The organism is Mesorhizobium sp. NZP2077 (genome assembly GCF_013170805.1).
Taxonomy (GTDB): domain Bacteria; phylum Pseudomonadota; class Alphaproteobacteria; order Rhizobiales; family Rhizobiaceae; genus Mesorhizobium.
In genome coordinates, this window is record NZ_CP051293.1 from 5,399,072 (window position 1) to 5,419,442 (window position 20,371).

Sequence of the window (20,371 nt, forward strand, 5' to 3'; positions counted from 1 at the left end):
CCGTTCCCCCTCTCCCAAAAGCTCGCGGAATTTCGCCTCACTGGCTTGAATACAGGCTGCTGGGCTGCCGAAACTTGAGGGTTCGCTCGCCACACGGGCGCGGCGAGCGAACCCTATCAGCGCAGGAAGGGACGTAGCTACGCCAATCTGCAAAACATTTGTGCTCGATCTTTCGGAGGGTCAGCCAAGGGCTAGTCCAATCGCCATGAACGTGACGGCCACCGCGAAGATCAGCGCGAGCAACCAGCGCGCTTGGTCAACACTCTTGTCCATCAGCTTCCTCCTGAACGTGCAGCGGACAACGGCTGCGAACAGTGGCTGTTCCGAGCAGCACGAGAGGTAAGACCATTGCATCTTACGGCCAGACCTAAGTCCTGGGCCATACCGGACCGAAGCCCAGCCAGGGAACGTTTGCGCTTCGGCCCTGTTCGATTGGCTGGGCGCGCGGACAGTCAAATAACATGGAAATGGATAAGCATCATTATGTCGAACCGTGAGACCGCAAGATCCCACGCCCTGGGGACGCGCGTAACCGACCTCAGGACCAAAATGCAGAAGGCTCGTATCAGCGAGAGCGAAATGAAGGTCGCGGCCATAATGGTGGACGTTCAGGGCGGCATTGACGGCGACGATCTGATCGCCGCGTCGTTCGTTGCCGACACGTTGTCGGACATGAGCAACCCTGAATGACCATGCCAACAATCAGCAAGCTTTTTGATTCCCATGCCGAAGCCGCGCGGATTGCTGCAGAGCTGGTGGCCGTCGGTGTTCCTCGCGTGCAGATTGCGGTTATCGGCCCCTACCAGGACGAGATCGGAGTTCTAAGATCTCCTGGTGTCACCCTTGGTGCCGTCGGTGCGGCATTCGCCTGCCTCAGCGCCATGATCGTTTACGGCGTCAATTCTCTTCCGGTCGGACTGCCGGCAACAACGCTGATTTGCGCGGTCTGTGGCGGTGCTGCCGGTGGATTGCTCGGCGCATTCATCAAGACTGTCAAAAAGCCGCAAGACTGGATCGTTGGCGAGGCGATCGTTTTGGTCACGGCGCATGTCGATGAAAATGAGACCGACATCGCCCGAGCAGTCCTCGTCGGTTGCGCTCCCACCGCACTTATCGCCGAAGCAGCGTGACCATTGGCCAGGGGCCGGCGAAAAGCCCGCCCCGGTGTCAACCGGGACGGGCTCTCTCCGTTTCCAGCGATTGGATTGAGACACTCGACGGATACCAACTTCGAGCGACCGAGAACGTTCCCACATCGGCTGTACCCCTGTGTGGTCAAGCGCCCGTAGCGTTTCGTTGCAAGCGAAACTTTTACGAAATAACCGTCGGCTCCAGATTATTCGATGGCTATGGTGGAGCCAGTGAAACGGCGAGCTTGGTGAGGACATGAATTTGATCTCGACGACGACCTCGGCACCGGTTCTGCTGATTGCGGTACTTCTCGTTGCCGGCTGCTCGTCGATCGGCAAAACCGTCGATCCGTCGAAGTACGACACGTTGAGCTGCACCGAGCTTAACAGCGCGCTCGGGACCAACGCCGGCGAGATCTCACAAACCGCGATCACCCGCGGCAAGGTCGCCAACACCAGCGTTCCGCGCTGGCTGCTTGGCGGCTCGCGGGTGAAGACCGCTGTCGCCAACCGTGAGACCGCCAGGATCGACCGGCTGAAGCATCAGCAGGATGCCATTGCGGCCGCGCGCGTACGCAAGTGCCAGAGGTCGGCGGGTTGAGCAAACGCACGCCGCCACGATGATTTATTTACCTGAAGCGCCGTCTCACGCGCTCAGCCGGAAGCGCGTGACATCGATCGCCGCGGCCATCAGCGTCTGGGTGTAGACGTGCTGAGGATTGCTGAAGATCGCCTCTGTCGGCCCCTGCTCGACGATCTTGCCCTGCTTCATGACGATGATGTAGTCGGCCATGGCGCGCACGACCGAGAGATCGTGGCTGATGAACAGGTAGGATAGTTCATGGTCGGCCTGCAGCTTGCGCAGCAGTTCGACGATCTGTTTCTGAACCGAGCGGTCGAGCGCCGAGGTCGGCTCGTCCAGCACCACCATCTTTGGCTTTAGGATCATGGCGCGGGCAATGGCGATGCGCTGCCGTTGCCCGCCGGAGAATTCGTGCGGGTAGCGGTTGCGGGCGTTGGGATCGAGGCCGACCTCAAGCAAGGCCTCGACCGCGCGCTGGTCGCGTTGCTTGCCCGAGAGGTTTGGCTCATGCACCAAGAGCCCCTCGGTGATGACCTGACCGACGGTCATGCGTGGCGACAGCGACCCGAACGGATCCTGGAAGACGAGTTGCATCTGGCGCCGCAGCGGCCGCATCTGCTGCCGGTCGGCCTGGGAGATGTCGCGATCGCCGAAACGAATGAGCCCATCGCTCGGCAGCAGCCGCAGCAGAGCCCGGCCGAGCGTCGATTTACCCGATCCGGATTCGCCGACAATGCCGATGGTCTGGTTGCGCTGCAGCCGGATCGAAATGTCGTCGACCGCACGCAGCATCAGCGCCTCACCGGCAAGGAACCCGCCGCCAATCTTGAACGTGACTTCGACATTCCGGCCTTCCAGCACCACAGGCGCATTGGCGGGCGGCGGCGCCTTGGTTCCGGTCGGCTCGGCCGCGAGCAGCATCTTGGTGTAGGCGTGCTGCGGGTTGGCGAAGATCGCTTCCGCCCCGCCTTCCTCGACGACCTCGCCCTGGCGCATGACATAGACCCGATCGGCGAAGCGCCGGACGATGCCGAGATCGTGGGTGATGAAGACGATCGCCATGCCAAGCTTGCGCTGCAGTTCGGCGAGCAGCATCAGGATCTGCGCCTGGATGGTGACATCGAGCGCCGTCGTCGGCTCGTCGGCGATCAATATGTCGGGATCGTTGGCGAGCGCCATCGCGATCATCACGCGCTGGCGCTGGCCGCCGGACATTTCGTGCGGATAGGATTTCATCCGCCGCTCGGGATCGGGAATATGCACGAGGCGTAAAAGCTTGAGCGCCTCCTCGCGTGCCTCGGCGGCATTCAGGCCGCGATGCCGGCGGATCGGTTCGATCAGCTGGTTGCCCATCGAATAGAGCGGATCGAGCGAGGTCATCGGCTCCTGGAAGATCATGCTGATCTTGGCGCCGCGGACCTTGTTCAGGTCGGATTTGCTCAGCGTCAGCAGGTTGCGGCCGCGATAGTCGACGCTGCCGGTGGCTTCGCCATTCGAAGCCAGCAGGCTCATCGCCGCCATCATGGTCTGGCTCTTGCCGGAGCCGGACTCGCCGACCACGGCAACGGTCTCGCCCGCGTTGACGTGGATGTTGATGCCCTTCACCGCCTCGACCGCGCCGTCGAGCGTGCGGAAGCGGACACGCAGATCCTTGACGCTGAGGATCGTTTCGGGAGTTTCCATCTCAGCGGTCCCTTGGGTCGAGCGCATCGCGCAGGCCGTCGCCGACGAAATTCAGCGCAAACAGCGTCGAGACGAGGAAGAAGGCAGGAAACAGCAGCAGCCAGTTGGCGGTGCCGATGTTCTTGGCGCCGACCGAGATCAGCACGCCCCAGCTGGTCATCGGCTCCTGCACGCCGAGGCCGAGGAACGACAGAAAGCTTTCCAGGATGATGACCTGCGGCACCAGCAGCGTCATGTAGATGACCACCGGGCCGAGCAGATTGGGGATGACATGGCGCAGCAGGATGCCGCGCTGGCCGACGCCCATGGCTTCCGCTGCTTGGACATATTCCTGGCGGCGGATCGACAGCGCCTGGCCACGCACGATGCGCGCCATATCGAGCCACAGCACCGCCCCCACGGCCAGGAACATCAGCACGAAGTTGCGGCCGAAGAACACCACCAGCATGATGACGAAGAAGATGAACGGCAAGGAGTAGAGCACATCGACGATGCGCATCATCACCTCGTCGATCTTGCCGCCGGAAAAGCCGGCGGCGGCGCCATAGATCACCCCGATCACCACCGCCACGACGCCGGCGAGCAGGCCGATGGCGAGCGAGATGCGCCCGCCCATCAGCGTGCGCGAGAGAAGATCGCGGCCGGTGTTGTCGGTGCCAAACAGGAAGTATTGCTGCTTGACCGACGTGCTCATCGTCACCTCGAGCCCGTCTGGTGACTTGCTCTCGATCTTGGTGTCGTCGAAGGCATCGGAACGGTCGAGGTAGCGGATGTTGCGATCATCGACCGGCTTGGTCGAGGTGACCGTGACCGTGACTCGGCTGCCTTCCTGATGCCACTCCTTGAGGTCGACCCGCATACGCTTGATGGCGTCCGTGAGTGCCCCTTGAATCATCTCCGGCTTCGGGTAGGCCGACAGGCTTGGCGGCATGCGGACATAGTCGGCATAGATGGTCGTGTACTGGTGCGGCACGAACCAGGGGCCGAACACACTGACGAGCCCGATCAAAGCGAGATAGTAGAGGCTGAACATGGCGGCGCGGTTGGCCTTGAGGCGCGCCCAGGCATCGCCCCAGAGCGAACGGCCAACGATGGCGGGAGCTGCCGCGGCTGCGATATCAGTCATAGCGCACCCTCGGGTCGACGACCGCGTACATGACGTCGACGATCAGGTTGAAGACGATAGTGAAGATGGCGATCACCACCACTGTCCCCATCACCAGCGTGTAGTCGCGGTTGAGCGCGGCATCGACGAAATAGCGGCCGACGCCTGGAATGGAGAAGATCGTCTCGACGATGACTGAGCCGGTCAGCAAGGCCGCCGCGGCGGGACCGGTGAATGAGACGATCGGCAGGATGGCGCCGCGCAGGGCGTGCTTGACCACCACCGACCAGTCAGAAAGGCCGAGCGCGCGGGCCGTGCGGATATGATGGGAGCGCAGCGATTCGATCATCGAGCCGCGCATGAGGCGGGCAACGATGGCGATCTGCGGCAAGGCAAGGGTGAGCACCGGGCCGACCTTGTTGATGAAGGCGCCATCGCCCCAACCACCGATCGGCAGCAGCTTCCAGGTCAACCCGAAGAGGAGCTGGATCAGCGGCGCGATCACGAAGGTGGGGATGGTGCTGCCGGCCGTTGCCAGCGCAATCACCGTATAGTCGCCAAGCTTGTTCTGGTTGAGCGCGGCAACGGTGCCGAGCACGGAGCCGAGCAGCAGCGCCAGGATCAGCGCCGAGGCACCGAGTTGGACCGAAATGGGCAGGCCCTTGGCGAACAGTTCGGTGACGGTGAAATCCGGCATGTTGTAGCTCGGGCCGAAATTGCCGCGCAGGAGATTGCCGAGATAGTGGACATATTGCAGCCAGAGCGGATCGTTGAGGCCGAACTGGGCTTCAAGATTGGCCTTGATCTCGGGGCTCAGCCCCCGCTCCTGGTTGAATGGCCCGCCTGGCGCGACGCGCATCAGGAAGAACGCCATCGTCACGATGACGAACAGCGTCGGGATGGCGGTCAAAAGCCGCCGGAATACGTATCGCAGCATAGGTGCCCCACTTGATCCGGAACACGCCCATCCAGTCGGATGATTGTGCTCCAGCCTTCAAATCTTCGCACCGGATTTTCCGAAAATCGATTGCGCTTCCCGGCCGATGCGATGGCAAACCAGCGCCGCCGCGCACCGAGTGCGCGGCGGCTTGGCCAGGGATCAGTCCTTGCTGACGAAGCGCGACGGATGGACGTCCATCACATTGTCGACGAAGCCATGCAGCTTCGAAGAAACGATGTCGTGGTAGCTGTAGTAGAGAAGCGGAATCTGGCCGACATCGTCGACGAGAATGCGTTCGGCCTCGGAGAGGTCCTTCATGCGCTCCTCGGGCTTGCCGCCGGCGGCGGCCGCCTTGTCCATGGCCGCTTCGTATGGCGCGCTGTTGTAGTTCGAGTAGTTGTTGCCGCTCGCCTTGCGCGAGATGCCGAGGAAGGTTTCCGGATCCTTGTAGTCGGCGACCCAGGCGGCACGCGCCACGTCGTAGTCGCCCTTCTGCTCGAGGAAGGAATAGTGGGTCTTGGTGTCGGTGTTGAGCAGCGTGACATCGACGCCGAGTGGCTTCAGCTGCTCCTGAATGGCGACCGCGGTATTCTTGTGGTTCTCCGAGGTGTTGTAGCGGATTTCCATCTTCAGCGGATGTTCGGGCGTGTAGCCGAGCTTCTCGAGGATTTTCTTGGCCGCGTCCTCGCGGTCGATCTGCGGCATGTCGGCGTATTTGGCCATAGCCGGCGTGTAGCCCTCGATGCCGGGAGGCACCATGGAATAGCCGGGCAGCATCGAGTTCTGCCAGACCTTTTCAGCGATGAAGTCGCGGTCGATCGCCATCGAGATGGCGTTGCGCAATTCAGGATTGTTCCACGGCGCCTTGTCGGTCTTGATCGCGTAGTAGTAGGTGCCGAGATATGGGCCGACATGGATCTGGCCGCCGAACTTGGTCTTGAGATCGGCGAGCTGTTCGGTCGGCAGATCGTCATAGCTGTCGAGTTCACCCGCCTCGAAGCGCTTCATCGCCGATGAACGATCTTCGGTCGGGATGTAGTTGACGACGTCGAACTTGACGGTCGCGGCATCCCAGAATTTCGGATTCTTGACCAGTTTCATATGGTCGTTGGGAACCCATTCGGCCAGCGTATAGGCGCCGTTCGAAACAAGATTGCCGGGCTTGATCCAGTCGGCGCCGAGCTTTTCAATCGAAGCCTTGCTGACCGGATAGGTCGCCTGATGGGTCAGCATCTCCAGGAAGTAAGGGGTCGGCGCCTTCAGCGTCACTTCCAGGGTGTTGGCGTCGATCGCCTTGACACCCATGTCCTCGGGCTTGCCCTTCTTGGTGTTGACGTCCTCCGCACCCTTCACCGGATACAGCATCGAGGCGTATTCGGCGCCGGTCGCCGGGTCTTCCAGCCGGTGGAAGGCGTAGACGAAGTCGTCAGCCGTCACCGGGCTGCCGTCCGACCACTGGCCGTCCTTGCGCAGCTTGAAGGTGTAGACGGTGCCGTCGTCCGATACCGTCCAGCTTTCGGCGGCGCCCGGGATGAGGTTAGCCTTCTCGTCCTGCATGACAAGGCCCTGGAACAGGTCACGCAAGACATTCGCTTCATAGACCGTCGAGGTCTTGTGCGGGTCGACCGATTCCGATTCAGCGGCGGTGCCTCTGTTATAGACGCTCTCGGCGAAGGCCGGCGTGTAGAATGCGCCGGCGGCTACCGCCATGGTGGTGGCGAATACCGTCGCCTTCAGCATGTTTTTCAGCATGAAGTTCTCCCTGTCGGCGCGGCCGTCGGCGCGCCTTTTCGTGTTGACGCCCCGGAACCGATGTCTGGCCCCTTTTGAGCGCGCCGCCGGTTCCCTCCGGCAGCTGGTGGCAGGAGACTAGACAGGAGGTAAGCTCTTTTCAACCGAGTACTGATTGACCCTAAGTCAATCCTTATAATCGAAGAAGCAACGGCTAAATTAGAGCGGCATTTTCAATTGCGTGCACCCTCAGGTTGCACCCGGAGTTTTCGCTTTCTGCATGCGACCTTTGGCATGCTGTTAGCATGGTTCAGAACCTCATTTCCCGGGTCCGAAAGCGCGCATACCGAACGGACAATTCGGGAACCTCGGCGGTCGAGTTCGCTCTGCTGTCGCCGCTCTTTATCCTTCTTATTCTCGGAATGGTTGCATACGGCATCTATTTTGGTGCTGCCAACTCAATTCAGCAGATCGCGGCCGATGCCGCCCGGACAGCCATAGCCGGGCTGAACCAGACCGAGCGGCAGACGCTGGTGGCCAGCTACCTCACCAACAATGCCGGCGGATACCCCTTCGTGGACGCCAGCAAACTGACCTACCAGGCCAATGACAGCGTGGCCGATGGAAGTCAGTTCGTGGTGTCCATCTCGTACGATGCCCGCAACCTGCCGATCTGGAATCTTTTCCCGGGCATAGCGATGCCGGGGACCACGATCACGCGCCAGTCAACGATCAGGGTCGGAGGAATCTAAATGCTGCAGCGTGCGGGCAAGGGCATCGGCCGGCTTGCACGGTCGATGGTGGGCGACAGGAAAGCGAACTTCGCCGTCATGACCGCACTGATCGCGCCGGTCGCGCTGGCGCTGGCCGCGGTGGCCATCGACGAGGCCTCGATCTACACCGAGCGCCGGCAAGCCCAGGCGATGGTCGACCTGGCAGCGATCACCGCGGCCTCGAACATCAACAATGTCAACACGGCGGTCGTCACCACGCTCACCGACAACGGCATGCCGGGTGTCGTCGTTCAAGCCTCGGGCCAGACCATTGCCCCAGCTGTCGGAAAGACGGTGGTGACGGTCACGCAAGGCCGGTATGCCTCAACGACCACCAATGTCACCCAGCGCTTCCAGGCAGGCGTGACACCCTATAATGCGGTGCGTGTCACGCTGACGAAGATCCCCGCCCGCTATTTCGCCAGCTCGCTCATCCCCAGTCCGGTCATCGGTACCCAAGCCACGGCCAGCATGACGCCGCAGGCGACATTCTCGGTCGGATCGAGACTGCTCAGCGTCAATGGCGGCATCCTCAACGCTCTTCTGAGCGGGCTCCTCGGCGGCAACATCTCGCTCAGCGTCATGGACTATAACGGGCTGATCTCGGCCGATGTCAGCGTGCTTTCCTTCATCAGTGCGCTGGCCACACAGCTGAACATCACGGCCGGCACCTATTCGGACGTGCTGGCCTCGAAGGCAACCGTCGGCCAGATCGCCACCGCCATGGCCAATGTTCCCGGCCTCGGCAATACGGCCAAGGTCGCCCTGCAGACCATCGCTTCCAAGTCGACCAGCACGGTCAAGATTCCGCTCAGCAGTCTCATCGACCTCGGTTCGGTCGGCAGCCTGGGCCTCGGTCAACAGCCGACCGGCCTCGGCGTCGACGCCAGCGCCATGGGGATGCTGACCGCCGCCGCAGTGCTCGCGAACGGCGCCAACCAGGCCGCGATCAATCTCGGCGCCACCATCCCGGGGCTGCTCTCCACCCAGCTCGCCATTGCCATTGGCGAGCCGGCGCAATCCTCGCCCTGGCTGGCGATCGACGGCATCGGCACCACCGTGCGGACGGCCCAGACGCGCATCAAACTGACGGCCTCCGTAGGCGTCGGCACGTCGGGCCTTGGCGGCGGCATCAGCCTCTTGGCCGTCAATCTGCCGCTCAATGTGGAAGTTGCCTATGCCGAAGCGAAGCTGACCGACATCACCTGTCCAACAGGGCCTTCCAGCATCAGTGTTTCCATTGCCGCACACCCCGGCATTGCCCAGCTGAACCTGGCCAACAGCAACAATCCTTCCGGCTTCGCCGATTTCAGCCAACCGCAGACCTTCACCGACGCCGAGATCGCCGATGTCAGCCTCCATCTGCTGTTGATCAACATCCCGCTGATCCAGGTAATGGGTTCGGCCGCGGTCGCGATCACCAACAACAGCCCGCAGACCCTGACCTTCAACGCGACCGACATCGCCAACAAGACGATCAAGACCGTTTCGACGCGCAACATCTCGCAGTCGCTCACCACGTCACTGGTCAACAACTTGTCGCTTTCGGTCGGTGTGCTTGGTCTCGGCATCGACCTCACCGCCCTGCTCGGAACGGTCAAACCCGCGGTGGTGGCGGTGCTCAACACCGTAACGGCGCCTGTCGACGACCTGCTCTACAATGTGCTGTCCGCCCTGGGTGTCGGTGTCGGCCAGGCCGATGTGCGCGTCACCGGGGCGACCTGCGGACGCGCGGTGCTGGTTCAGTAGGGCATCTTGCGACCAGGCGGATCGCTTGGCCGACAGACCATCGAGCCGTCAGTCGAGCCGGCCAAGGAAGCAACCGAGTGCCGGCAGCGCGAGCGTCTCTTCCTCCACGGCAGCGGAGCCACCCGAGACAGCCGCAATTGCTCCGGTATCCCCGGGCAACGGCCAATTCGCCGGCTCGCTCGCGAAATTGAAGACACAGAGCAGCCTCTCGCCGCCGCCTTCGCGGATGAAGGCCAGTACATCGCCTTCGGCATCGAGAAAGCGGATCGAACCGCTGACCAACGCTGGATGCCGCCGGCGCAAGGCGAGCGTTGAGCGGTAGGCGGACAGCACCGATTGCTCGTCGCCGTTCTGCATATCGGCGGCGCGGGAGCGATGGCTGTCGGGGACCGGCAGCCAGGGCTTGCCAGTCGAGAAACCCGCATTGTCGGCGCCGGCTTCCCAGACCATCGGCGTGCGGCAACCATCCCTCCCCTTCACGCCCGGCCAGAAGCGGATGCCGACCGGATCGCGCAGATCCTCATAGGCAAGCTCCGCCTCCTCCAGGCCGAGTTCCTCGCCCTGGTAGAGGCAGATCGAGCCACGCAGGCAGGCTAGCAGCATGATCGAGAATTTTGCCACCGCGTCGGCATCGCCGTCCGGCCCTGTCCAGCGGCTGACATGGCGCACCACGTCGTGATTGGAGAATGCCCAGCAGACCCAGCCGTCGGCGACCGCATGTTCGAAGGCCTCGACACAGCCGCGCACATGCGCCGCCGAAAATTGTGGACCGAGCAGGTCGAAGGTGTAGCACATATGCAGCTTGTCGCCGCCGGAGGTGTAGGCGGCCAGGGTCTGCAGCGAGCGGCCCTCATCGCCGATTTCGCCGACCGCGGCGCGGTCCTCATACTCGTCGAGCAATGCGCGGAAGCGCCTGAGGAAAGCCAGGTTCTCCGGCTGCGTCTTGTCGAACAGATGCTCCTGGTAGAGGTAGGTGTTGGTCTCGCAGTTGGTGCCGGCGACGCTCGACGCCAAAGGCGGGTTGCTGCGCAGCCAGCGGTCGTGGACATAATAGTTGACCGTATCGAGCCGGAAACCGTCGACGCCACGCTCCAGCCAGAAGCGCACAGTGTCCAGCAGCGCATCCTGGACCTCCGGATTGTGGAAATTCAGATCTGGCTGCGAGGCGAGGAAATTGTGCATGTAATATTGCCGGCGGGTCGAATCCCACTCCCAGGACGGGCCACCGAAGACGGACAGCCAGTTGTTGGGTGCGTTGCCATCGGGCTTCGTATCGGCCCAGACGTACCAGTCCGCCTTGGGATTGTCGCGACTGGCGCGGCTTTCGATGAACCACTCGTGCTTGTCGGATGAGTGCGACAGCACCTGGTCGATGACGATTTTCAGACCGAGCCCGTGCGCCTCGGCGACGAGAGCGTCGAAATCCTCAAGCGAACCGAACATCGGATCGACGTCGCGATAGTCCGACACGTCGTAGCCCATGTCGGCCATCGGCGACTTGAAGAAGGGCGACAGCCAGACGGCATCGACGCCGAGCGAGGCGATGTGGGCAAGCCTTGCCGTGACGCCCCTGAGATCGCCGCTGCCATTGCCGGTCGTGTCCTGCAAGGAGCGCGGATAGACCTGATAGATGACGCAGCCACGCCACCATTCGGTCCCCTGCCCGGCCCCCGGATCGGCCCAAGGGCTGGCATTGTTATCGGCCATTACGAACCCTTCCCGGCGCGGCCCTTTGCGGCCCGACGCGAACTATTTTCTTTCACATCGGATTCATCGAAAACCGGGGGCCACTTTTCGATCCGATGCTCTGTCATGAAATTGACACTGCGGCCCGGCAGGGGCCGCGCAAGGTAGATCGGCTGCGTTTCGATCGCGGGCTGCCATTGGAACCCATCCCGTGCGGGCAAGGTGAACACGCATTGGCGACGGTCGCCATTGACGATGACGGCAAGGCGGCCGCCGCCTGCATCGCCGAGCAGCATGACGAGGCGGTGTCGAGCGGGATCGTTCCAATCCGTGTCGGCGAGTGGCATGCCGGTCTCGGTCAACCAGGTGACGTCTGGGATGCCGGAAGCATCGGCCGGCTCTCCTGTCAGCAACTGCGTGTCCGACAGCACGGGGACGGCGCGGCGAAGCATGCCGAGCGCCGCTGTGTAGCGCTCCAACGCCTGGTCACGACCTGCCCAATCGAGCCAGGTGATGGCGTTGTCTTGCGCGTAGGCGTTGTTGTTGCCGTTCTGGCTGCGGCCGAACTCGTCGCCTGCGGTCAGCATGATTGTGCCGCGTGAGGCAAACAGCGTGGCAAGCAGCGCGCACTGATCGTCGAAGCGGGCGCGGATGATCGCCGCATCGTCCGTCTCGCCCTCGACGCCGTCGTTCCACGACAGGTTCTCATTGTGGCCGTCGCGGTTCTGCTCGCCATTGGCTTCGTTATGCTTGCGCTCATAGCGGACGATGTCGGCCAGCGTCATGCCGTCATGGGCAGCGATGAAATTGACCGTGCGGCTGGCCGGCTGGCCAGCCCTACTGAAGACATCCGACGAGCCGGCAAGCCGCGTCGCCAGCGCCCCAACCGCGCCGGCATCGCCGCGCCAGAAGCGCCTGGCATCGTCGCGGTACCTGTCGTTCCACTCGAGAAAGGGCGGCTGAAAATTGCCAAGCTGGTAGCCATCCGGCCCGATGTCCCAGGGCTCGGCGATCAAGACGCGATCGGCCAGCAGCGTGTCCTCGTGCATCGCCTTAAACAACGGCGCCTGGGCATCGAATGTTCCGTCGACGCGGCCCAGCACCGGCGCCAGATCGAAGCGAAAACCGTCGACGCCGGCATGGCGGACAAAGTGGCGAAGCGTGTCGAGCACCATGTCCCGCACCACCGGGTGATCGCAGGCGACGGTGTTGCCGGTACCGGTGTCATTGACCAGCCTGCCATCCGGCAGATGTCGGTAGTAGGCCTGATTGTCGAGGCCGCGCAGCGACAGCGTCGGGCCAAGCCTGTCGCTCTCGCCGGTGTGGTTGAAGACGAGGTCGAGGATGGTGCCGATGCCGGCCTTGCGCAGTGCAGTGACGGTGTCGCGCAACTCCGCCAGCCCGCCCGGTGCAAGCCGGGGGTCGAGCGCCATGAAGGTCACGGGATTGTAGCCCCAGGCATTGCTCAGGCCCAGCGGCGGCAGATGCCGCTCGTCGATCGATGCCGTCACCGGCATCAGTTCGACGGCCGACACGCCGAGCTTTTTGAGATGCTCGATGATGACAGGGTGAGCAAGTGCCGCGATCGTACCGCGCTGCGCTTCTGGAATGTCCGGATGCAGCTTGGTGAAGGCGCGGATGTTCAGCTCGTAGATCAGACCGCCCGGGCGGAAGAGCGGCGGTAGCACAGGCGCCGCAATGGGCAAGGCCTTCGCCACGGTCTTGGGCATCAGCGGCGCGGTGTCGGCGCCCTCGTTGCGCCGCGCGGCAAGCCGCCAGTGATAGGCATAAGGCCGGTCGATTTCGATGGCGTAGGGATCGCTCAGCAGCTTCTCGGGATCGAACCACAACCCGCGCTCGGGTGCATAGTCGCCATCGGCGCGGAAGCCATAGCGCGTGTCGGCGGCAAGACCGGGCACGAAGAGCGTATGGACGCCGTTGCCTTCCGGCTTCAGCTCTTGGCGGTCGATTTCGCGGTTGCCCTGCCCGTCGAAGATCGAGACCCAGAGGCGACGGGCCGACGAGGACCATGCGGCGAAGCGGATGCCGTCGGGGGTGATGATCGCGCCGAGTTGGGTCACGGGTGCGCCTTCCCTTCTCCCCTTGTGGGAGAAGGTGGATCGGCGCGCAGCGCCGAGACGGATGAGGGGTGCGTGACGGAACGAGGCGTTGGCAATCTGGATCGAAGGGCGCGCCAAGCTGGAGCACCCCTCATCCGACCTCGCTTCGCGAGGCCACCTTCTCCCACAAGGGGAGAAGGAAAAGCCGTCACCACCACCCTCAAGTAATCACGCTCGGCTTGTCGCGGCCGGTGTGGCTCTTGATCCCGGCAATGTCGTCGGCGGCGGCGATGAGGTCGGCGAGTGCGACCTGGGTGTCGATATCGTGCTTCGCCTTGTCGGGCTCGTAGCGCTCGATATAGACGCGCAAGGTAGCACCCGAGGTGCCGGTGCCGGAGAGCCGGAAGACGACGCGCGAGCCGCCTTCGAACAGCACCCTGATGCCCTGGTGCTCGCTGGTCGAGCCGTCGACCGGGTCGTGATAGGCGAAGTCGTCGGCCTTGGCGATCTTCAACCCGCGCACGCTGGTGCCGGGCAGCGAAGCGAGCTTGGCCCTGAGTTCGTCGACCAGCGCGTTGGCGCGGTCGCTCTCGACCTCCTCATAGTCGTGGCGCGAATAGTAGTTGCGCCCATAGGCGGCCCAGTGCTCGGTGACGACCTGCTTGCAGCTTTCGCCGCGCGCGGCAAGGATGTTGAGCCACAACAGCACCGCCCAAAGGCCGTCCTTTTCGCGCACATGGTTGGAGCCGGTGCCGGCACTCTCCTCGCCGCAGATCGTCGCCATGCCGGCATCGAGCAGATTGCCGAAGAACTTCCAGCCGGTCGGCGTCTCATAGATCCCGATGCCGAGTTTTTCGGCGACGCGGTCGGCCGCGCCACTGGTCGGCATCGAGCGGGCGATGCCCTTCAGCCCGTCCTTGTAGCCGGGCGCCAGGCGGGCATTGGCGGCAAGCATCGCCACCGAATCCGACGGGGTGACGAAAATGCCCTTGCCGATGATCAAATTGCGGTCGCCGTCGCCGTCGGAAGCCGCACCAAAATCCGGCGCATCCGGTCTCATCATCTCGTCATAGAGATGCTTGGCATGCACCAGGTTCGGATCCGGATGATGGCCGCCAAAGTCCGGCAGCGGCTTGAAGTTGCGGCAGGTGCCGTTCGGCGCGCCGAGCCGGTTTTCGAGGATCTCCTTGGCGTAGGGACCGGTCACCGCGTGCATGGCATCGAAGCGCATGCGGAAGCCCGACTTGAACAGTTCGCGCAGCGCGTCGAAGTCGAACAGGCTTTCCATCAGTTCGGCATAGTCGGCGACCGGATCGATGATCTCGACCGTCATGCCGGCGGCTTTGACGGTGCCAATCGTGTCGATGTCGATCGGATCGATGTCTGCGGTCTTGAAGCTCGAAATCGCCTTGGTTTTTTCGAAGATCGCGTCGGTCAGCTTTTCCGGCGCCGGGCCGCCATTGCCGGCATTGTACTTGATGCCGAAGTCCTCATGCGGGCCGCCGGGATTGTGGCTGGCCGACAGGATGATGCCGCCGAAGGTCTTGTATTTGCGGATGACATGCGAGGCGGCCGGCGTCGACAATATTCCGCCCTGCCCGACCAGGACCTTGCCGAAGCCGTTGGCGGCGGCCATGGCGATCGCCTTCTGGATGACCTCGCGGTTGTAGAAGCGGCCGTCGCCGCCGATCACCAGCGTCTTGCCCTTGAAGCCGTCGAGCGCATCGAAGATCGACTGGATGAAGTTCTCGGCATAGTGCTCCTGCTGGAACACAGGCACCTTCTTGCGCAGCCCAGACGTGCCGGGCTTCTGATCTAAATAGGGTTTGGTGGGAACGGTCCGTATCATGCTTCAGGCAACCCTTTTCGAAAGCAGCAGGCGATAGAGTTCGACATATTTTTCCGCGCTCTTGTCCCACGACACATCGGCCTTCATTCCCTGGCGCTGCAGCGATCCCCAGATCACCGGATTGGCATGTGCGTCGACGAGGCGGCGGATGGCGTGCAGCATGGCAACGCCATTGTTGGGCGCGAACTGAAAACCTGTGGCGACGCCGGCCGAAACGGCGGCCTCATTGGCATCGATGACCGTGTCCGCCAGGCCGCCGGTGCGGGCAACGATCGGCACGCAGCCATAGCGCAGACCGTAAAGCTGCGTCAGCCCACAGGGTTCGAAGCGCGACGGGATGATGATGGCGTCGCAGCCGCCCTGCATGGTGTGCGACAGCCCCTCATCATAGCCAACGACCACACCGATGCGGCCGCGGTGGCGTGCAGCAGCGGCAAGCAGCGCGCCTTCGAGGCCGGCATCGCCTGAGCCCAGTATGGCCAGGCGCGCACCGGTCGCCACGATGCCGTCAACCACGGTGGCCAATATGTCCATGCCCTTCTGCCAGGTCAGCCGGCTGATGACGCAGACGATCGGGCTGTCGTCGCGGTCGAGGCCGAAGCGTTCCTCCACCGCTGCCCTGTTGGGCGCCCGTGCCTTGAGCGTCGCGGCTGTATAAGTCGATACCAGATGCTTGTCGGTCTCCGGATCCCAGATGGCTGTGTCGATGCCGTTGACGATGCCATAGAGGTCACTGGAGCGCATGTTGATGAGGCCGTCGAGACCCATGCCGAATTCCGGCGAGCAGATTTCCTGCGCATAGGTCGGGCTCACCGTGGTGATCGCCCATGCCGCCTGCAGGCCGGCCTTGAGGAAGCCGACACCGCCATAATATTCAACGCCGTCGAGCGCCATCGCGACCGCCGGCAGACCGAGTTCGCCGAAGATACCGGCGCCGAACTGACCCTGGAAGGCGAGATTGTGGACCGTCATCATCGACGGGACGCCGACCGCCTTGCCGTAGCGCATATAGGCCAGCGTCATCGCCGACTGCCAGTCATGGGCGTGGACGATATCAGGCTGGTAGCCGGAGATGGCGCCGCCGGCGATGTCACCGCCGACCTGGCTGAGTGCCGCGAAGCGCCGCCAATTGTCCGGCCAATCAGCGCCCGAAGCATTGCCGTAGGGGCCGCCGGGGCGGTCGAACAGATGCGGCGCGTCGAGCACGAACAGGTCGAGCCCGGCAATCTGGACGGCGTAGACCGAAGCCTTGCCGCCCTGCAGGAGCGGGTATTGGTAGACGGCCTTCTTTTTCTTGAAGGCATCCATCACTACGGGAAAGCCCGGAATGAGCGTACGCATCGTCACGCCCTTGGCGGCGAGCGCGATGGGCAAAGCGCCCGTCACGTCGGCAAGGCCGCCGGTCTTGATCAGCGGGAAGATCTCGGGCGTGACCGACAGAACCTGCATGCGTTTATGGTCCGATCCTGTCCAATTCTTTGTTTCCAGGCAATTCCCGTGGGAAAACCGTCTCACACTTTTCCTGGAATAGCCCCTAGAGCTTCAGCTTGTCGATCATGTCCTGCGTGACCAGGCAGATGCCCTTTTCGGAAACACGAAAACGCTTGGCGTCGAGAGCCGGATCTTCGCCAACGACCAGGCCTTCCGGTATCCTAACACCATGGTCGATGACGACGCGCTTCAACTTTGCGTTCCGCCCGACATGAACGTCGGGCAGCATGACGACTTCTTCCAGCGTCGAATAGGAATTGATGCGCGCGCCGGTGAAGATCAGGCTGCGTTTCAGCGAAGCGCCAGAGACGATGCAATCGCCCGACACCAGTGAGGAAACGGCCGAACCGCGGCGACCATCCTCGTCATGCACGAACTTCGCCGGCGGCTTCAACTCGGCATAGGTCCAGATCGGCCAGTCGCGATCGTAGAGATCCAGTTCCGGGGTGATATCGGTCAGGTCGATATTGGCTTCCCAATAGGCGTCGACCGTGCCAACATCGCGCCAGTAGGCCTCGTTTTCCATCGTCGAGCGGACACAGGATTTGGCGAAGCGGTGGGCGATCGCCTTACCGTGCTGGACAATATGGGGGATGATGTCCTTGCCGAAGTCACGGCTCGAACCGGGCTCGGCGGCATCGCGGCGCAATTGCTCCATCAGGAACTTGGTTTTGAAGACGTAGATGCCCATCGAGGCCAGGGCAAACTCAGGCCTGTCTGGAATACCGGGGGGATCAGCGGGCTTTTCGACGAAGGCGATGATATTGTCCTTGGCATCGACATGCATGACGCCGAAGCCGGTCGCTTCCATGCGCGGCACTTCGAGGCAGCCGACTGTGACGTCGGCATTGGCGTCGACGTGCTGGCGAAGCATCAGCTCGTAATCCATCTTGTAGATGTGGTCGCCGGCCAGGATGACCATGTATTCCGGTCCGTAGGCCTCGATGATGTCGATGTTCTGATAGACGGCGTCGGCCGTGCCTTCATACCACTGCGTTTCCGAGACGCGCTGGCTGGCCGGCAGGATGTCGAAGCTTTCGTTTCGTTCGGGCCGCAGGAAGTTCCAGCCGCGCTGCAAATGGCGGATCAGCGAGTGCGCCTTGTACTGGGTGGCGACACCGAGGCGGCGGATACCCGAGTTCAGCGCGTTGGAGAGTGCGAAATCGATGATGCGCGTCTTGCCGCCGAAATAGACCGCCGGCTTGGCGCGACGGTCCGTCAATTCCTTGAGGCGGCTGCCACGGCCGCCGGCCAGTACATAGGCCATGGCATCTCGTGCCAGCGGCTGGGTCCGTTTCAAGTCTGCCATTTCTACCCTCCCAAGTTACTCAAGTCTCGCCATGGTGCTCGGCCTTGCCGGCCTCAGTCGGCAATGAGTTCGAGCATGATCGTCGACAGCGGCGGCAAAAGCATCGTTGCCGAGATGCTCTTGCCCTCCGCCCTTGCCTCGACAATGCCGCCATTGCCCATGCCGGAGCCGCCATATTCGGATGCGTCGGTGTTGATGATCTCGCGCCACTTGCCGGCCTTCGGCAGCGGCACGCGGTAATTGTCGCGCGGCACCGGCGTGAAATTGGAGATGACGGCCACCGGGCTGCCGCCCGGCGCGTTGCGCACCCAGGCAAAAACCGAATTCTGGCTATCGTCGACGATCAGCCAGGAAAAGCCTTCCGGCTCGCAATCGCGGCCGTGCAGTGCCGGGCGCGACCGGTAGAGATAGTTGAGATCGCGCACTGTCTGCCAGACGCCGCGATGCGGGCGGAAATCGAGCAGGTTCCAGTCAAGCGCACGCGCCTCGCTCCATTCGCGGCGCTGCGCGAACTCCTGCCCCATGAACAGCAGCTTCTTGCCGGGATAGCCCCACATGAAGCCGTAATAGGCCCGCAAGGTCGCGAATTTCTGCCAGTCGTCGCCGGCCATCTTGCCCAGCAGCGTGCCTTTGCCGTGCACGACCTCGTCATGCGAGAGCGGCAGCACGAAATTCTCCGAGAACGCGTAGGTCAGGCCGAAGGTCAGGTCGTTGTGGTGGTGCTTGCGGAAAATCGGCTCCTTGGCGAAATACTCCAGCGTGTCGTGCATGAAGCCCATGTTCCACTTGAAGCCGAAGCCCAGCCCACCTTCATGCACCGGCGCCGAGACCTTCGGCCATGAGGTCGATTCCTCGGCAATGGTCATGACGCCCGGATGGTGGCCGTAGACCTCCTTGTTCATCTTCTGCAGGAAAGAGACCGCTTCGAGGTTTTCGCGGCCGCCCTTCTCGTTGGGGATCCATTCGCCGGCCTTGCGCGAATAATCGAGGTAGAGCATCGAAGCGACCGCATCGACGCGCAAACCGTCGACATGATATTTCTCGGCCCAGAACAATGCGTTGTTGACCAGGAACGATATCACCTCGCGACGGCCGAAATTGTAGATCGCGGTGTTCCAGTCGGGATGAAAACCCTTGCGCGGATCGGCATGCTCGTAGAGCGCGGTGCCGTCGAAATGGGCCAGGCCATGCGCGTCGACCGGGAAATGCGCCGGCACCCAGTCGAGGATGACGCCGACGCCGGCGCGGTGCGCGCCATCGACGAAACGGGCAAAGCCGTCCGGATCGCCGAAGCGGGCCGACGGCGCGTAAAGCCCGGTTGTCTGATAACCCCAGGACGGGTCATAGGGATGTTCGGAGATCGGCATGAACTCGATGTGGGTAAAGCCGGTCTCGACCGTATAGGGGATCAGCCGGTCGGCCAGTTCGTCCCATGACAGGAACGTGCCGTCGTCGCGAAGCTGCCAGGAACCGGCATGGACTTCGTAGATCGAGATGGCTTCGCGGCGGTGATCGGCATTGCGCCAGAAATTGCGGTGCGCCTCATCGCCCCACTGATGCGCCGGCGGCACAGCGACAACAGAGGCCGTGGCCGGACGCAGTTCGGATTTGAACGCAAACGGGTCCGCCTTCAGCGGCAGCCTGACGCCGTCGGGTCCGATGATCTCGTATTTGTAGGGTCGCCCGGCGCCGATGTCGGGCACGAACAGTTCCCAGATGCCGGTGTCGCGGCGATCGCGCATCGTGTGGCGGCGGCCGTCCCAGTCGTTGAAATCGCCGACCACAGAGACGCGCTTTGCATTGGGAGCCCAGACGGCAAAATGCACGCCGGTGGCGCCTTCGTGCTCGATGACATGCGCGCCAAGCTTGTCGAACAGCCTGAGGTGCGAGCCCTCGGCGATATAGTAGTCATCCAGGGGCCCGAGCACCGGGCCGAACGAATAGGGATCGGTCAGCCACCAGTCGCCGCCGGCATTGCGCGCGTGATAGCGCAGCGGCTGCCGCTTCTTGATCGACAATTTGCCTTCGAAGAAGCCGGCATCGTCCCGCCGGGACAATTGACCAGCCTCGATGCCGGTCAGCGTATAGGCGGTGACGGTCTCGGCATGCGGAACGAAGCAACGAGCAAACAGGCCTTTACCGACCTCATGGACGCCAAGGACCGCGAAGGGATCTCCATGCGTGCCGGCGACAATCGCCGCAACATCGCTGGCTGGCGCCAGTCCGTCCGGCCCGCTTGTCGCAGCGGTCGCGCGCGGTTTCCTCATCAGGCAGTGTCCCTC

General features: G+C 62.8%; 15 protein-coding genes. 5 read left to right on the top strand and 10 right to left on the bottom strand.

The window, feature by feature from the left end; all coding sequences use genetic code 11:
* Positions 1-549: 549 nt before the first annotated feature.
* The 3 genes from HGP13_RS27120 to HGP13_RS27130 all read left to right on the top strand — a co-directional run bounded on the left by HGP13_RS27120 (position 550) and on the right by HGP13_RS27130 (position 1,731).
* Entirely contained in the window at positions 550-690 is a 141-nt protein-coding gene (locus HGP13_RS27120) for a hypothetical protein (protein WP_348647093.1), read from the top strand.
* Positions 687-1,130, top strand: coding sequence for a hypothetical protein (locus tag HGP13_RS27125; RefSeq protein WP_246707136.1), 444 nt, complete (start codon positions 687-689; stop codon positions 1,128-1,130). Before HGP13_RS27120 ends, HGP13_RS27125 begins: the two co-directional genes overlap by 4 nt.
* Before the next feature lie 256 nt (positions 1,131-1,386).
* Positions 1,387-1,731, top strand: a complete 345-nt coding sequence (locus HGP13_RS27130; RefSeq protein ID WP_172231148.1) for a hypothetical protein — start codon at positions 1,387-1,389, stop codon at positions 1,729-1,731.
* Positions 1,732-1,776: 45 nt separating this feature from the next.
* On the opposite strand, the gene HGP13_RS27135 is transcribed toward HGP13_RS27130, so the two are convergent.
* From HGP13_RS27135 to HGP13_RS27150, 4 genes are all read right to left on the bottom strand, one after another.
* Positions 1,777-3,396 (bottom strand): ABC transporter ATP-binding protein, encoded by a 1,620-nt coding sequence (locus HGP13_RS27135; protein ID WP_172231151.1) that lies wholly within the window; start codon positions 3,394-3,396, stop codon positions 1,777-1,779.
* Between the two features lies 1 nt (position 3,397).
* Entirely contained in the window at positions 3,398-4,522 is a 1,125-nt protein-coding gene (locus HGP13_RS27140; protein ID WP_172231155.1) for an ABC transporter permease subunit, read from the bottom strand.
* A complete protein-coding gene (locus tag HGP13_RS27145; RefSeq protein WP_172231158.1) occupies positions 4,515-5,438 on the bottom strand; it encodes an ABC transporter permease subunit in 924 nt (307 codons plus the stop codon). The genes HGP13_RS27140 and HGP13_RS27145 overlap by 8 nt, the downstream gene beginning before the upstream one ends.
* Positions 5,439-5,600: 162 nt before the next feature.
* Positions 5,601-7,193 carry a peptide ABC transporter substrate-binding protein gene (locus HGP13_RS27150; protein WP_172231161.1) on the bottom strand — a complete coding sequence of 531 codons (1,593 nt, stop codon included), beginning with the start codon at positions 7,191-7,193 and terminating at the stop codon, positions 5,601-5,603.
* Between the two features lie 284 nt (positions 7,194-7,477).
* Between HGP13_RS27150 and HGP13_RS27155 the strand changes: the two genes are divergently transcribed.
* A complete protein-coding gene (locus HGP13_RS27155) occupies positions 7,478-7,924 on the top strand; it encodes a TadE/TadG family type IV pilus assembly protein (RefSeq protein WP_172231164.1) in 447 nt (148 codons plus the stop codon).
* Complete coding sequence (locus tag HGP13_RS27160; RefSeq protein WP_172231167.1) at positions 7,925-9,694, top strand: TadG family pilus assembly protein; 1,770 nt, start codon at positions 7,925-7,927, stop codon at positions 9,692-9,694.
* 48 nt (positions 9,695-9,742) lie between these two features.
* Here the strand turns inward: HGP13_RS27160 and HGP13_RS27165 are convergent, their stop codons facing one another.
* From HGP13_RS27165 to glgB, 6 genes are all read right to left on the bottom strand, one after another.
* Positions 9,743-11,401, bottom strand: coding sequence for an alpha-glucosidase family protein (locus HGP13_RS27165; RefSeq protein ID WP_172231170.1), 1,659 nt, complete (start codon positions 11,399-11,401; stop codon positions 9,743-9,745).
* On the bottom strand, positions 11,401-13,461 hold the full coding sequence (gene glgX, locus HGP13_RS27170; protein WP_172231173.1) for a glycogen debranching protein GlgX: 2,061 nt from the start codon (positions 13,459-13,461) through the stop codon (positions 11,401-11,403). Before glgX ends, HGP13_RS27165 begins: the two co-directional genes overlap by 1 nt.
* Before the next feature lie 199 nt (positions 13,462-13,660).
* Entirely contained in the window at positions 13,661-15,289 is a 1,629-nt protein-coding gene (locus HGP13_RS27175; protein WP_172231176.1) for an alpha-D-glucose phosphate-specific phosphoglucomutase, read from the bottom strand.
* Between the two features lie 3 nt (positions 15,290-15,292).
* A complete protein-coding gene (glgA, locus tag HGP13_RS27180) occupies positions 15,293-16,738 on the bottom strand; it encodes a glycogen synthase GlgA (protein WP_172231179.1) in 1,446 nt (481 codons plus the stop codon).
* 85 nt (positions 16,739-16,823) lie between these two features.
* Positions 16,824-18,089: a glucose-1-phosphate adenylyltransferase gene (glgC, locus tag HGP13_RS27185; protein ID WP_172231182.1), complete on the bottom strand. Its 1,266-nt coding sequence runs from the start codon at positions 18,087-18,089 to the stop codon at positions 16,824-16,826.
* A 53-nt stretch (positions 18,090-18,142) separates the two neighbouring features.
* Positions 18,143-20,356 carry a 1,4-alpha-glucan branching protein GlgB gene (glgB, locus tag HGP13_RS27190; RefSeq protein WP_172231185.1) on the bottom strand — a complete coding sequence of 738 codons (2,214 nt, stop codon included), beginning with the start codon at positions 20,354-20,356 and terminating at the stop codon, positions 18,143-18,145.
* Positions 20,357-20,371: the final 15 nt, after the last annotated feature.

Excerpts from the sequence above, each read along its gene's own strand:
- HGP13_RS27125 (WP_246707136.1), top strand. The coding sequence starts at position 687 with ATGACCATGCCAACAATCAGCAAGCTTTTTGATTCCCATGCCGAAGCC.
- HGP13_RS27145 (WP_172231158.1), bottom strand. The coding sequence starts at position 5,438 with ATGCTGCGATACGTATTCCGGCGGCTTTTGACCGCCATCCCGACGCTG.
- HGP13_RS27130 (WP_172231148.1), top strand. The coding sequence starts at position 1,387 with ATGAATTTGATCTCGACGACGACCTCGGCACCGGTTCTGCTGATTGCG.
- HGP13_RS27160 (WP_172231167.1), top strand. The coding sequence starts at position 7,925 with ATGCTGCAGCGTGCGGGCAAGGGCATCGGCCGGCTTGCACGGTCGATG.
- HGP13_RS27140 (WP_172231155.1), bottom strand. The coding sequence starts at position 4,522 with ATGACTGATATCGCAGCCGCGGCAGCTCCCGCCATCGTTGGCCGTTCG.
- HGP13_RS27135 (WP_172231151.1), bottom strand. The coding sequence starts at position 3,396 with ATGGAAACTCCCGAAACGATCCTCAGCGTCAAGGATCTGCGTGTCCGC.
- glgA (WP_172231179.1), bottom strand. The coding sequence starts at position 16,738 with ATGCAGGTTCTGTCGGTCACGCCCGAGATCTTCCCGCTGATCAAGACC.
- HGP13_RS27175 (WP_172231176.1), bottom strand. The coding sequence starts at position 15,289 with ATGATACGGACCGTTCCCACCAAACCCTATTTAGATCAGAAGCCCGGC.
- glgB (WP_172231185.1), bottom strand. The coding sequence starts at position 20,356 with ATGAGGAAACCGCGCGCGACCGCTGCGACAAGCGGGCCGGACGGACTG.
- HGP13_RS27120 (WP_348647093.1), top strand. The coding sequence starts at position 550 with ATGCAGAAGGCTCGTATCAGCGAGAGCGAAATGAAGGTCGCGGCCATA.
- HGP13_RS27165 (WP_172231170.1), bottom strand. The coding sequence starts at position 11,401 with ATGGCCGATAACAATGCCAGCCCTTGGGCCGATCCGGGGGCCGGGCAG.
- HGP13_RS27150 (WP_172231161.1), bottom strand. The coding sequence starts at position 7,193 with ATGCTGAAAAACATGCTGAAGGCGACGGTATTCGCCACCACCATGGCG.
- glgC (WP_172231182.1), bottom strand. The coding sequence starts at position 18,089 with ATGGCAGACTTGAAACGGACCCAGCCGCTGGCACGAGATGCCATGGCC.
- HGP13_RS27155 (WP_172231164.1), top strand. The coding sequence starts at position 7,478 with ATGGTTCAGAACCTCATTTCCCGGGTCCGAAAGCGCGCATACCGAACG.